Source organism: Sphingosinicella ginsenosidimutans (assembly GCF_007995055.1).
GTDB lineage: Bacteria > Pseudomonadota > Alphaproteobacteria > Sphingomonadales > Sphingomonadaceae > Allosphingosinicella > Allosphingosinicella ginsenosidimutans.
This window is the reverse complement of the sequence record NZ_VOQQ01000001.1, coordinates 481,166-493,924: the sequence shown is the minus strand read 5'-3', so window position 1 is coordinate 493,924 and position 12,759 is coordinate 481,166. Positions and strand designations below refer to the sequence as shown.

Sequence of the window (12,759 nt, the reverse complement as noted above, 5' to 3'; positions counted from 1 at the left end):
AACGGAACGTGGCAAAAAGCACCCGCCAGTATGTGTTTGAAGGGATGGAGCTGCTGCCTTCGGCGCTGATTCCGTTCGTCGAAAAGCGGCTCGAAACCTCGCTCAAGGGGCACTGGCAGGTCCAGGTTCTGGAGAAGCTGCCGAGCCTGCGTCCCAACAGCAACGGCGAAGTCGGCTGGGATCAGGCTGCGCTGTTCAACGCGATGGATCGCTTCTGGAGCGAGGCGTTCAAGGCGGTTCTCGGCCGCGCCGAACGCTCGCTGGTCAATGAACTGGGCGACGTTCGTAACAAGCTCTCGCACAACGAGACCTTCACCTACGACGACGCCGAGCGCGCGCTCGATTCCATGCGCCGGCTAATGGAGGCGATCAGCGCCGGCGAGACGGCCGAGCAGCTCGGCAAGATGCGTGACACCATCCTGCGCACGAAGTTCACCGAGCTTCAGCGCAATGAGGAGCGGCGGAAAACCCAGCGCCTCGAAATCTCGGTCGAGACGGTGGCGGGGCTTCTGCCGTGGCGCGAGGTGGTCGAGCCGCACCAGGATGTCGCCACCGGCGAGTTCCAGCAGGCCGAGTTCGCGGCTGACCTCGCCAAGGTGCATTCGGGCAGCGCGCCACCGGAATACCGCGACCCGCGCCAGTTCTTCAGCCGCACCTATCTGACCGAAGGCTTGAGCGCGCTGCTGGTTGGGGCAGCGAAGCGGCTATCCGGTAGCGGCGGCGATCCTGTCGTCGAACTGCAAACCAACTTCGGCGGCGGCAAGACGCACTCGATGCTGGCCCTCTATCACATGGCGGGGCCGACGCCGGTGCAGGACCTCTCCGGCCTGGACCAGTTGCTCGAAAAGCAGGGGCTCAGCGTGCCGCAGGGCATCAACCGCGCCGTGCTCGTCGGCACGTCGCGGGGGCCGCAGGACGTGCTTCATGCCGAGGGCGAGCGGAAAATCCGCACGACTTGGGGTGAACTCGCCTGGCAGCTCGGCGGCGCCGACGCCTATGCGATGGTGGCGGAGAATGACGCCAGCGGCATCGCGCCCGGCTCGAACCTGCTTGAGGCGCTTTTCAAGAGGTATGCGCCGTGCTTGATCCTGATCGACGAATGGGTCGCCTATCTGCGGCAGATCTACAAGGTCGAAGGGCTGCCGTCCGGATCGTTCGACGCGAACCTGTCCTTCGTTCAATCGCTGACCGAAGCGGTCAAGGCGAGCCCCGGCACGCTGCTGGTCGCCTCCTTACCGGCCTCACAAATTGAGGTGGGTGGTGAAGGCGGACAGGAAGCGCTGGCTCGCCTCAAGCAGACCTTCAGCCGGGTAGAATCGTCGTGGCGGCCGGCGAGCCAGGAAGAGAGCTATGAGATCGTCCGGCGACGACTCTTCAAGGACATCCCCGGCGACAAGTTCCATCACCGCGACAACGCGATTAAGCAGTTCGCCAAGCTCTATCGGGACAACGCCAACGACTTCCCGCAGGGCTGCGCGGACGAAGACTATCGGCGCAAGCTCGAGAAGGCCTATCCGATCCACCCCGAATTGTTCGACCAGCTCTACACGAGTTGGGGCTCGCTTGAGAAATTCCAGCGCACGCGCGGCGTGCTGCGCCTGATGGCGCAGGCCATCCACGAGCTCTGGATGAACGGCGATCCCTCGGTGATGATCATGCCGGGTAGCGTCGCGGTCAGCTCGCCGCGCGTCGAGCCGGAATTGCTCCACTATCTCGACGTGAGCTGGCAATCGATCATCGCCGGCGATGTCGATGGTACGGCGTCCACCCCCTACAAGATTGATCAGTCGGCGCCCAACTTGAACCGCTATTCGGCGACCCGGCGTGTCGCGCGCGCGATCTTCATGGGGACCGCGCCAACGCATCAGCAGCAGAACACCGGCCTCGACGACAAGCAGATCAATCTCGGCGTCGTGCAGCCCGGAGAGCGACCGGCGATCTTCGGGGACGCGCTGCGGCGGCTCACCAACCAGGCCAAGTTCATGCACGCTGAACTTGGCCGTTACTGGTATTCGATGTCCGCGAGCCTCAACCGCATCGCGGCGGACAAGGCGACGCAAATCGAGGCGGCGCTGGTCGATATGACGATCGACGCGGAACTCGGCAAATATGTGAACGGCCTCGCCGATCGCGGGCATTTCGACGCCGTGCAGGTTGCGCCAGCCTCTTCGGCCGAAGTCCCTGACGAAGCGGGTGGTGTGCGCGTCGTCGTGCTGGGCGTCAAATATCCGCACAACGGGCGCGACGGCTCTCAAGCGCTCGTCGAGGCTAAGGACATCCTCATGCAGCGCGGCAGCACGCCGCGCGTCTATCGCAACATGCTGGTGTTTATCGCTGCGGAAAGCCGCCAGCTCGATCATCTGAAAGACGCGGTGCGCGCCACCCTCGCCTGGGAGGAGATTGTCCGCGACACGGAGCGGCTGAACCTCACCCAGAGCGACAGCGCGCTCGCCAAGACGAAACTGGCCGAAGCCAACGATACGATGAGGACGCGCCTGAAAGAGGCGTGGTGCTATCTGCATTATCCGGCTCAGGAGAGCGCCCAGGCGGATTGGGAGTGGGTGTCCGGCAAGATTCCGGCGCAGGACGGCTTGCTGGCTCGCGCAAGCAAGAAGCTGGTGGCTGAAGAAGGCTTGCTCATCGAGCTGGGGCCGTCGCGTCTCGATCGCGATCTCCAGAAATACATCTGGAACGGGAAGCCGCACCTGTCGCTGAAGGATCTGCGGGAATACCTCAACCGCTATATCTATCTGCCGCGGCTGAAGAACCAAGAGGTCCTGACCAAGGCCGTGCAGGCGTCCATCAGCGGCATGTTGCCCGGCCCGTTCGCCTATGCCGAGCGGTGGGACGAGAAGACGGATACGTATCTGGGTCTGGCGATCGAGCGCGCCGGCAATGCGGTTGTGGTCATCGATGGCGATAGCGTCATCGTGAAGCCCGACGTCGCCGAAACACATAGGCTGGTTCCTGCTCAGCCGGGGTCCACTGGCGGCCCGGAAGCGCCCGGAGGGAACCCACCGGAAGCAGGAGGCGAGTCGGATGGAGGAACGCCAGGCTCGCCTGCGCCGGAGAAAAAGCCGACCCGGTTTACCGGGGCAGTCATGATCTCGCCGGAGCGACCGGCAAGGGACATCCATCAGGTCGTTGAGGCGATTGTCGAGCAGCTCACGACTCTTCCGGGCAGTCAGGTGAAGCTCAGACTTGAGATCGAAGCCGACGTCCCGGGCGGGCTTGAGCGCGCCAAGGTGAGGACGCTGGTCGAGAACGCCAATACGCTCGGTTTCGTCGAGAAATCGATCGAATGATGGCGAGGTCGTTCCATCACCCGTCGATCCGAAGATGTTCGCCGCTCGGCCAGAGCGAGCGGATGCCTAATCGTGCTCGTCCGTTTGGATGGGAGCCCGAGGGATGAATGCGATCGCGCCGATTGAACGGGACCTGATCTTCATTTCCAAGGCGACGCCCGGCGACGACCAGTTCGTGCTGTGGCTCGCTCCACGTCTCGAAGCCGCGGGCTACAAGGTCTTCGCCGACATCTTCGATCTCGATGCCGGCGACGAATGGCGTGGCAAGCTCACGGCAGCCCTTCAGACAAGGGCGATCAAGATGTTGCTGTGCTGTAGCGACGAAACCCTCGCCAGAAGGGGTGTCCGGGAGGAAATCTCAATCGCGGAGGACCTGACAAAGCAGCTCCAGGATCCCAATTTCATCATCCCTCTCAAAATTCGCACTTTTCAGAAGCTCTTCGGTATCGGCGGTCTCCAGTATGTCGATTTCGAAGGCGGCTGGGCCAAGGGGCTTGCGAGTCTTCTCAAGTCGCTTGAAAGGCAGCAGGTGCCGAAGGCTGGCGGCGGAATTATCCAGCCCGAGTGGTATGCGTATCTCCGCCGGCATGCCGTGGAGATCGAGGCGGCTCCCGAAGTTCTGACGTCCAACTGGCTCCGAATCGTGGGGATGCCGGAGAAGCTGAATCATCTGGTTCCGCGCAACCGGGCCGAGAGCGCGTTGCTACGCAAGCTGGGGGCTTCCTTTGAATTCCCGACGGCCGAATTTGGCGATGGCTTTCTGACCTTCGCAAACCCGCTCGATCTGACGGAGCATTTCGAGCGGGTCGGGCCGTTTCGCATCGAGCGAGACTTCGACATGCTCGATTTCATGGAGAACGGGTCTGCGGATGCCGGGATCGAGAGCCGGGATGCCAAGTCCATTATGGTGAACCTCCTGCGTCAAGCGTGGGAGAAGCATTGTGCCCGGGAAGGGTTCCTTGCCCATACCTTCTCGAGCGGCCTGTCCTTCCATGTTGGAGAGGACAAGCTGGCCCTTAAGAAGCGCGTCTCCTGGGGACGCCAGGGCGAGCGGCGGAACTCGATGCTGCGCGGCGTCTCTCGTAAGAAGATCTGGGAATATGGCGTCAGCGTCATCCCGAGCCTTTTTCCGTACCCCCACATGCGCCTGAAAGGCCGCGTGCTGTTCTCCGACATAGGCGAGCGCAACAAGGCGATTGTCATTCCCGACACGAAGGCTCAGTTTCGCTTGCGGCGCTCCGTCTGCTCCGTTTGGCGCAACAAGGCCTGGCATGGGCGCGTGATGGCCTTCATGGAACTGTTGGCCGGCGAGAGCCCCTACGTCGGCCTCGCCGTTGGTTCCGGCGGCACCATCACACTTGATGCGATGCCTATTCAGTTCACGGCTCCCGTCACGGCGCGGCAGACCAACCGCCTCGGCGAGGATGCCGAAGAGCCTGATGAAACGACCCTCGGCGGTCACTATGAGGATGAGGACGTTTGATCGAGTTTCCCGAAAAATCCGTCCCCGTCCTCTATGTGCCGGAGCCATCGCTCGGATTTGCGCATGGGCAGACTTCCGACCATCCGAAGGATGGCCTAACGCTCTATGGACCAGCATCGACGCCTGATCGGGCGCAGATCACAATCGGCGCGATCGGCACAAAGCATGGCCTGGATTTCTTGCGTCGCTGGCTCGAAGCGATCAGCAATCCAGTTGCGATCCCGCCTCGAGGCAAGCGCGACAAGGAATTCCGGCTGCACCTATCCGACTTTCCCGGCCTCGAAGAGGCTTTCGGGATACGTGCCGATCCGGGAGGCCTGATCGCATACGAGCTTGATTCGGCGGAAATTCAGGCTGCAATAGCGATCGAGAACCATCACGAGGCGGTGGCTGCAACGACCAAGCTGTTCATCGACCCACTTGAACGACACGCGAAAAACGAGGAGCGGACGGTCGATGTCTGGATCTTTGTCGTGCCGGAGGCCGTATTCGAGACCTGCCGTCCGGTCGCGGGACAGCGCAGGAAGCTCGAACTCGTCAAAGGGGAACTCTCCAGGCGCCAGAAGGGGCGCGCCGACCTTCCACTGCTGGCGGGTGTCATTGATGACACGCTTGAGGCAGTGTTCGACGACATCCCCGACTTCCACCGTCAGATCAAAGCGAAGCTGCTGAAGCTGGGAATGACATCCCAGCTCATTCGCGAGACGACACTCGCTCCCAGCGAATTCCTGAACAGGGCGGGGTATCCGAAGCGAGGCACCCAGGATTCCGCCACCGTCGCATGGAACCTGGCGACAGGCCTGTTCTACAAGACGCAAGCCGAACCTCCTTGGAAGATCGCGGGGATGCGGCCGGGCGTCTGCTACGTCGGGCTGGTCTTCAAACTCCTTCCGAATCATCCCGACAATCACGCCTGCTGCGCGGCGCAGATGTTCCTAAGCGAGGGAGACGGCGTTGTCTTTCGTGGGGCGAACGGACCCTGGCAGACCGAGGATAAGGAATTTCATCTTAGTGATTCAGCCGCCGAGAAGTTGATCAAGACCGTCTTGGACACATACAAGCAGCGGTTCGGGACTTATCCGAGCGAATTGTTCATCCATGGCCGGACAAAGTTCAACGATGCCGAGTGGGAGGCTTTCAGCAAGGCTGCTCCTGAAGGCACCAATGTCGTGGGTGTACGTATCCGATCGACCCATGGCGAGACGAAGCTCTTCCGCGATGGCGATTATCCATGCCTTCGTGGAACGGCGATCCGGCTTGGCGACAAAGATGCGTTTCTGTGGACCACGGGATATGCGCCCCGCATCGACACCTATATCGGTCCGGAGACACCAAACCCGTTGTTCGTGACCGTGCTGCGCGCGAGCGGTGAATTTCCGACCATCGAAGTCGTGCTGGCCGACATCCTGGGTCTCACGAAGATCAACTACAACGCCTGCAATTTCAGCGACGGATTGCCCGTCACCATTCGTTTCGCGGACAAGGTGGGTGAGGTGTTGACGATGGGAAGCGCCGCCGGCGCAGAGCGACAGCCTTTCAAGTTCTATGTGTAGGCGTGCCGAGCGCGTTCCAAGCCATCCTCTAGATTGCAGCCGACGCACTACCAAATAGCGGGCCATTGACTCTGAATCAGCCGACACAAAATGCCTCGATTGGTTGGGCAAGGCACCGGTGCCTGTGTGAGATGGTGGCGCTCGAAAGCCTTGCATGTTGATTCTCCCCTAGCGGGGTCCCCCGCAGGCAGTTATTAGATGGCTTCCCGCCCCAGCAGCGTTCGAAACGGTACCGTTCTGTCTGGCACGGTGCAGTGGATGTTCGATCGCGGTCTGCTCTCAATCGATGATGATTATGCCATGTTGGTCGCCCGTGATCGCTTAGCGGATACGGGAACGCGGTTGCTCAATCCGGACGGCAAGCTCCGGTTACCCGGTCGTGCCGATCTGCTCCCACATCCCAAATTTCTCGAATATCATCGTCGAGAGATCCAAGGGTTGAATTGACGTCGCGAGAAAAGCCAGTCCCGACCTTCAATCCAGCAATTCACCCAGCTTTACGTCCAGTGCCATCGCTAGCCTGTCCACGACGGTGATGGTGGGATTGCGCGCGCCACGTTCCAGGTCGCTGACATAGGTGCGGTGAATATCCGCGCGGAACGCAAACTCTTCCTGCGACCAGCCTTTCCGCTGGCGCAAGCGACGAAGATTATGGGCAAGGCGCTGCGTGACATCCACAGCGAAACGGTGCCGTTCATGTCGACGATCAATCTACAGACGATCAGTGACATTCGTGCTTGACTTCGCCAGGGTGAACAAGCGTCAGTCGCTGTCACTGTTCGTCGACACGAGGTAAATATGGCAGCACATGATGATAGCGCGACCGTCGCATCCCCGGTCGGAGTTCCCCGGACCATTCGCACTGACACAATCGGTAAGCACACCCTCCGACTGGTCACCATCGGCAAGACGTTCGCTGGCCTGCTGATAACGGCGAGCAAGCAGAAGGCGCGTATCGATGGCGAGGATCCCGAGGCGGTATGGCGAGAGCTGAAAGTACTCGTCGGCAAGAGCAGTGACGCCTATTTCGGGTTTGAGGGGGCGCTGACCCGTTTCCGGAGCTTCTTCCCGGATGGTTTCCAGTCCGCGCATTTCGAAAACAGCGAACGCGATTACAAGCTCGAGGCGAAGCGCAGGCTCGACGAGCAGGCGCCGCTGGACGAGGCGTTGACCGGAACCGGCTATGGTGAGGCGGCGCTGGCCGCCTTCCGAGCAACAAACCTCCTGTCTCCCTATGAGAAGACCAGGCTGCAAGCACTGTTGCGTGGGCCCGACGCTGATACGTTCGTGCAGGCCGCGGCACGGTTCGCGACAGATGACATCGCGCAGGCGCTGGCAATGATGAGCGCTGTTTTGGCACGGTATAATTGCGCCAAATGGACGGTGGTGACCTATCTACCGTTCCTTTGGCGCCCGGAAAATCATATGTTTCTGAAGCCGGTTGTCACCGGTGATTTCGCGGAGCGCGTCGGGCATCCGTTCGCCCATGATTATCAGCCGGCGCTCGATCCCGATGTTTATTCGAGCCTGCTCGATCTCACGGAGACAACACGCAAGAGCACTCGGGCGCTGAATCCCCGGGACAATATCGATCTGCAGAGCTTCGTCTGGGTTGTCGGCGAATATCGCGAGGAATGGAGGCATGCCGAATGATGCCCGGGTCGCTCTATATGGTCGGTGCCGATGGCGAGCTCCAGCGCATGCGGCCCTCCGCGCCGGATAACGAAGATCATATGCAGATGCTGGTCGCGCGATATCCTGAGCTGATCAGCGATGGCGATGGGGAGCTGCTGCTGATCCGCCGCGAACAGGCTATCACGGACAGTGATACGGGATCTGGCCGATGGTCGCTGGACCACCTCTTCGTCACCCGTGATGCGGTGCCGGTTCTGGTTGAGCTCAAGCGCGCGGTCGACACGCGGCTGCGGCGCGAGGTCATAGGCCAGATGCTGGACTACGCCGCCAACGCCACAGCTTACTGGCAAACCGGCAGGATCGCCGACAGCTTTGCGCAAACCGCCCTGCAGGCGGAGCAGGAGCCGGAGGAACTGTTGAGGGCCTTTCTGGGTGACGAGGATCCCGATCGGTTCTGGCAGCAGGTCGATGCCAATTTCAAGGCGGGACGCATCAAGCTTGTGTTCGTCGCCGATCAGATACCTCGCGAGCTTGCCCGGATCGTCGAGTTCATGAATGATCAGATGCGCGCCGATGTCCGGGCTGTGGAGCTGCGATGGTTCGCGGGAGGCAACGGCGCCATCACACTCAGCCCGAGGGTGATTGGCGAAACGGAACGCGCGGCCGCCGCCAAACGCCCTTCGGCGACATTGGAACTGGTTTCGCCGCCGGAATGGCTGGAGAGGAATCTGGCAGCGATGGGCGCCGACGTGATCCCGGGCGCGCACGTCTACATGTCCATGATCGAGCGCCTTGGAGGTGCAGTGGGCACCCACTCCTCGCAGGGCTCGATTTATGCAAGCTTCGTGGGTGATGACGGCAAGCTTCTCTATCCGTTCCACCTCTGGAAAGACGCCCACTTGTCATTCACCCTGCGCTTCATCCACGCGCGTGAAGGGCTGCAGGACGAGAATGTCCGCATAGGCCTGCTGGACGAACTCGTCGAAATCGTCGGTCCCCTGAAGACGATGAACACGAAAGGCTATCCGGCATTTCCCGTCGCCCTTTTGGCCCAGCCATCCATTGCCGCAGCGGTGGAGCAATGGATGGCGAGGGTGCTGGATCATATCCGATAATGATCCGTCCATGTGTCAGCGCCGCCGGGCGTGATTGGCCAGCCGGAGCAATTGGCCCGTATCGAGAGCAGCCAGGAACTGGACTACACTATCGACCTGATCGTCGTGTTTGCCGTGCGGGAAGCTGGCCAATTCGTCCTCGAAGGTCTGGAGCCAGGGAGCTTCGCGGGGAACCCAGATCTCCCCGCGTTCGAACTTGGGCGATTGCTGGGATGCCCTGTCTTCCTTGGATCCTTCCGGCTTCTTCGCATCGATCCATTGATGCCCCGCCCGACGGATGTTCTGATAAAGGCTGATACCCGATCCCGCTTTTTCAACGATCACGAGGTCAGCTTTCCATTTCTTCCGCTGGGTAAGGACAGCCTGCTCGAGAGCGTAGAATTCCAAGCGTTTCCGATAGACGTCCAGCAGATAGCAGTCCTTCCCGGACAGCGCCCATGTCGTGCATACGCTGTAATCATTGCCGTCCTGAATATCATAGGCGGTATCCCAGGATTGGAATATGCCCTGAACTTTGCGCGCCGGTGGCCGCTCATCATAACGTGAGAGCCACTGCAGTTTGAACAGGGCGCCGCCCGGTGGCATCGGGCGCTGATTATACTGAGCCTCAAAATCCCGCTCACCCATGAGCGCCCGAAGCTGGACGATTTCTTCCTCGTCAAACCGTGATTCATGGAGGATCTGCCCGGCGTAGAAATCGATGTAGGCGCTCTTCGACACCGGGATTTCGAGATCCCTGTCGGCGATGAGCGGTAAGCGGAGTTCATGCCAGCCACCGTGAGCAATCAGCTGGCCGGGTAAGTCTTCCATGTGGAGACGTTGAGCTATGACCGCGATCTTGCCCTTCTTCGGGTTGTTGAGGCGGCTCAGGACCGTGCTCTTGAACCACCTGACGGCGTTTTCACGCATGGTTTCAGAGTGGGCATCGGCGGCCTTTATGGGATCGTCGATAATGATGAATGCACCGCCTCGCCCTGTCAGCGTTCCGCCGGTGGAGGTGGCATAACGGTAGCCCCCCGTGTCGTGGTCAGTTTATCCACGCTGGCCCGTTTGCGATCGATATGGGTATCTCGAAAGATACGCCGATACCAATCGGATTCCATCAACTTGCGGGTCTGGCCCCCAAATTCTTTGGACAGATCATGCGCATAGGACACGCAGATGATCTTTTCGCCGGGATTGCGGCCCAGAAGCCACGCGGGAAAGCACACACTGCTAATGAAGCTCTTCATTGTCCGTGGGGGCATCGTAATGAGGAGGCGCCGGTTGTCGCCTTCAGCCAGCCGCATCAGTTCATGGCATATGGCGTCGATGTGCCAGTTGCGAAGAAGTTCTTCGTTGTGCAGGATAGGGAACGCTTCCTGCACGAACACGCTCAAATCTTCGCGGGCCAGCGCACGAACAGTGGCCGCGATCCGGCGGGGATCGAGTGCCACGAGCGTCTGATCATTCATCGCCAAAATCCCCCTGCATCAACAAATAGTGTTTTATCGTTTCAAGAGCGTAGGCGGCCTCCTCCTCAGGGATGGGGGCGTCATCATCAGGTGGACTGTAGCGTTCACCGAGCGTCAGGACCTGAGAGATGGCCTTAAGGTCACCCGCATTGGCCTTCCTGACCAATTGCCGCAGGCCGAGCTCGACGGGTGAGACCTTGCGGGTTTTACCGTTGATTTTCACCGGAATCTTGTCTTCGAGCACATCGCGCACGATGGACTTCATGTTCCGGGATCCGCGCGGCCGTCCTTTCCCCTGTTTGTTGCCCTTCTTGAATCGGCTGTGTTTGGGGGGTCTTTTATAACCGACGTCGTAGGATACCTCCTGGTCTTCGGCGTCAGACGGAAATTCGTCGTCAGTCATGGCCCGCCTCCGACTGCTGATCGGCGGCTTCCTGTTCCCGGATTTCGTTCATCTGCGCGAATGTCTCACCGGTCTCGGCGAGAACGGCCTCCTGGCCGGTCAGCCGCTCCCAGCGGCGGATAGCGACGTCCACGAAGCGCGGCTCGATCTCTATGCCGCGGCAGGCACGGCCTGTCTTTTCCGCTGCGATCAGGGTCGTGCCGCTGCCGAGGAAGATATCAAGGACAGTGTCCCCGCGCTGGCTGACGTCGAGAATGGCATCGACGCACAATTCCACGGGTTTGGGCGTGGCATGGAACTCCAGCATCTGGTTGGCGGAGGAACCACGCCTGTTGGCGCCTGGCGCAATCCACACATTGTTGCGGTTGCGTCCATGCCGGCCGAGTTCGACATTGTTGGTCCGGGGGATCTTGCCCTTGCAGAAGAGCGCAATCAGTTCGTGCGCCGAACGATAGAGGCCGCCCATGGCGCCGGCTTCCTTGTACCAGACGACCAGATTGACGAGGTTGAGCCCGGCCGCGAAACCAGCCGTGTAGAGGCGGTGGATCGATCGCCAATCCATGAAAGCGAAAATAATGCCGCCCTCGATGAGCGGTGCCGCAAGCAGCATCAGGACCCTGTCAAGGAAGGCCTGCCATTCCGCATCGTTCATCTCGCCCGAAGCCATGGCGAAATCGGCATGCTTCTGCTTACCCAGGCCACTGACATTGCCGGGGATCGAGACGTTATAAGGCGGATCGGTGAGCACCAGGTGGACGGTTCGTCCATCAAGTAACGTGGCGTGAACATCGGAATCCAGCGCGTTGCCGCAGATGATTCGATGATCGCCCAGCAGCCACAGATCACCCGTCCGTGTCACTGGCGGCCCGGCGGCATCAGGAAGCTGATCGTCGGCTTCGCTGTGCTCATCGTTCTCGTCGAGCAGGATGATATCCAGCTCCTGGATACTGAAACCGGTCGAGGACAGGTCTACATCGAGGTCGATCAGATCCGCGATCTCGATGCGCAACTGGTCCAGATCCCATTCGCCCATTTCCGCCGTACGATTGAGGGTGAGCCTCAGCTGACGGATTTCCGCGGACGAAAGATGGCTGACTTCGATGGCGGGGACGCGGTCCAGGCCTAAGCGCGTGGCCGCCTCGACCCGGATGCGACCATCGACAATCTCGGTTTCGCGAACGAGGATCGGTACCGTGAATCCGAGATCGGAGATGGACGCCGTCAGCCGTCCGACGTGCTCCACCGTCGATCGCCGCGAACGATGCGGAGAGGGGCGCAGCTCCGCGAGGGCAATGTACTGCAATCGCAATTCTGGCAGGAGGTCATTCCGGCGATTGCTGCCAACCCGTTCCGAAATCTCGCGCTCGGCCTCGAGCTTGTGCCGCCGCTGCGCCGTCTTCGCAAGCTTTTGACTTTTGAAAGCCTGATCTCGTTCCAGTCGTCTCTTCGTTCCCATATCGACCCATCCAAACAAAAAACCGCCAACGCTTTCGCGAGGCGGCTTCGCTTGAAGGAACGAAAGCTCGACCACGCCAAAGCGCAATCCAAGCCGACCGTTCCCTCCATGGATGAGTCGTGTGCCTGTCTCCAAGCACGAGAGCCTTATATGCTTTCTGGTGCCCCCATTGCAATCCCGGTCCGATTTACGCTTTGCCGTGCGTGAATAGCGCATGTCATGCGCCATAAGAATGCAGAGCACGAAATGGGCGGGTCAAAGCACGCTAGGCTGAAAGGGCTTGCCCAAGTCTTAGTATAAACGTTGATGGCTGTTTTGCGTTGGGAACGAACTGGCCCAGTTGCACCGTTCCCAT

11 protein-coding genes are annotated in these 12,759 nt (G+C 60.4%); 6 read left to right on the top strand and 5 right to left on the bottom strand.

Annotated features, from left to right (window positions below):
* The first annotated feature begins 8 nt into the window (after positions 1-8).
* The 4 genes from FRZ32_RS02405 to FRZ32_RS02390 all read left to right on the top strand — a co-directional run bounded on the left by FRZ32_RS02405 (position 9) and on the right by FRZ32_RS02390 (position 6,788).
* Positions 9-3,305 (top strand): DUF499 domain-containing protein, encoded by a 3,297-nt coding sequence (locus tag FRZ32_RS02405; protein WP_147041999.1) that lies wholly within the window; start codon positions 9-11, stop codon positions 3,303-3,305.
* Positions 3,306-3,408: 103 nt separating this feature from the next.
* The gene (locus tag FRZ32_RS02400; RefSeq protein ID WP_158635808.1) at positions 3,409-4,788 is read left to right on the top strand and encodes a toll/interleukin-1 receptor domain-containing protein; all 1,380 of its coding nucleotides are present in this window, start codon (positions 3,409-3,411) and stop codon (positions 4,786-4,788) included.
* Complete coding sequence (locus tag FRZ32_RS02395) at positions 4,785-6,341, top strand: argonaute/piwi family protein (RefSeq protein WP_147041997.1); 1,557 nt, start codon at positions 4,785-4,787, stop codon at positions 6,339-6,341. Before FRZ32_RS02400 ends, FRZ32_RS02395 begins: the two co-directional genes overlap by 4 nt.
* 258 nt (positions 6,342-6,599) lie before the next feature.
* Positions 6,600-6,788: a hypothetical protein gene (locus FRZ32_RS02390; protein WP_147041996.1), complete on the top strand. Its 189-nt coding sequence runs from the start codon at positions 6,600-6,602 to the stop codon at positions 6,786-6,788.
* A 27-nt stretch (positions 6,789-6,815) separates the two neighbouring features.
* On the opposite strand, the gene FRZ32_RS02385 is transcribed toward FRZ32_RS02390, so the two are convergent.
* A complete protein-coding gene (locus FRZ32_RS02385; RefSeq protein ID WP_147041995.1) occupies positions 6,816-7,019 on the bottom strand; it encodes a helix-turn-helix domain-containing protein in 204 nt (67 codons plus the stop codon).
* Positions 7,020-7,139: 120 nt separating this feature from the next.
* On the opposite strand from FRZ32_RS02385, the gene FRZ32_RS02380 reads away from it, so the two are divergent.
* Both FRZ32_RS02380 and FRZ32_RS02375 read left to right on the top strand, forming a co-directional pair.
* Positions 7,140-7,994, top strand: coding sequence for a hypothetical protein (locus tag FRZ32_RS02380; protein WP_147041994.1), 855 nt, complete (start codon positions 7,140-7,142; stop codon positions 7,992-7,994).
* The gene (locus FRZ32_RS02375; protein WP_147041993.1) at positions 7,994-9,091 is read left to right on the top strand and encodes a PDDEXK family nuclease; all 1,098 of its coding nucleotides are present in this window, start codon (positions 7,994-7,996) and stop codon (positions 9,089-9,091) included. Before FRZ32_RS02380 ends, FRZ32_RS02375 begins: the two co-directional genes overlap by 1 nt.
* Before the next feature lie 15 nt (positions 9,092-9,106).
* Here FRZ32_RS02375 and terL read toward each other — a convergent pair whose 3' ends face one another.
* The 4 genes from terL to FRZ32_RS02355 form a co-directional block, all read right to left on the bottom strand.
* Positions 9,107-10,000 carry a phage terminase large subunit gene (gene terL, locus FRZ32_RS02370; protein ID WP_158635807.1) on the bottom strand — a complete coding sequence of 298 codons (894 nt, stop codon included), beginning with the start codon at positions 9,998-10,000 and terminating at the stop codon, positions 9,107-9,109.
* Between the two features lie 68 nt (positions 10,001-10,068).
* Positions 10,069-10,545 (bottom strand): hypothetical protein, encoded by a 477-nt coding sequence (locus tag FRZ32_RS02365; RefSeq protein ID WP_147041991.1) that lies wholly within the window; start codon positions 10,543-10,545, stop codon positions 10,069-10,071.
* On the bottom strand, positions 10,538-10,948 hold the full coding sequence (locus FRZ32_RS02360; protein WP_147041990.1) for a DUF5681 domain-containing protein: 411 nt from the start codon (positions 10,946-10,948) through the stop codon (positions 10,538-10,540). The genes FRZ32_RS02365 and FRZ32_RS02360 overlap by 8 nt, the downstream gene beginning before the upstream one ends.
* The gene (locus FRZ32_RS02355) at positions 10,941-12,479 is read right to left on the bottom strand and encodes a DNA modification methylase (protein WP_158635806.1); all 1,539 of its coding nucleotides are present in this window, start codon (positions 12,477-12,479) and stop codon (positions 10,941-10,943) included. Before FRZ32_RS02355 ends, FRZ32_RS02360 begins: the two co-directional genes overlap by 8 nt.
* Positions 12,480-12,759: the final 280 nt, after the last annotated feature.

Bases quoted from the DNA above. Each gene is read 5' to 3' on its own strand.
- FRZ32_RS02365 (WP_147041991.1), bottom strand. From the start codon at position 10,545: ATGAATGATCAGACGCTCGTGGCACTCGATCCCCGCCGGATCGCGGCC.
- FRZ32_RS02390 (WP_147041996.1), top strand. From the start codon at position 6,600: ATGTTCGATCGCGGTCTGCTCTCAATCGATGATGATTATGCCATGTTG.
- FRZ32_RS02375 (WP_147041993.1), top strand. From the start codon at position 7,994: ATGCCCGGGTCGCTCTATATGGTCGGTGCCGATGGCGAGCTCCAGCGC.
- FRZ32_RS02380 (WP_147041994.1), top strand. From the start codon at position 7,140: ATGGCAGCACATGATGATAGCGCGACCGTCGCATCCCCGGTCGGAGTT.
- FRZ32_RS02400 (WP_158635808.1), top strand. From the start codon at position 3,409: ATGAATGCGATCGCGCCGATTGAACGGGACCTGATCTTCATTTCCAAG.
- FRZ32_RS02360 (WP_147041990.1), bottom strand. From the start codon at position 10,948: ATGACTGACGACGAATTTCCGTCTGACGCCGAAGACCAGGAGGTATCC.
- terL (WP_158635807.1), bottom strand. From the start codon at position 10,000: ATGCGTGAAAACGCCGTCAGGTGGTTCAAGAGCACGGTCCTGAGCCGC.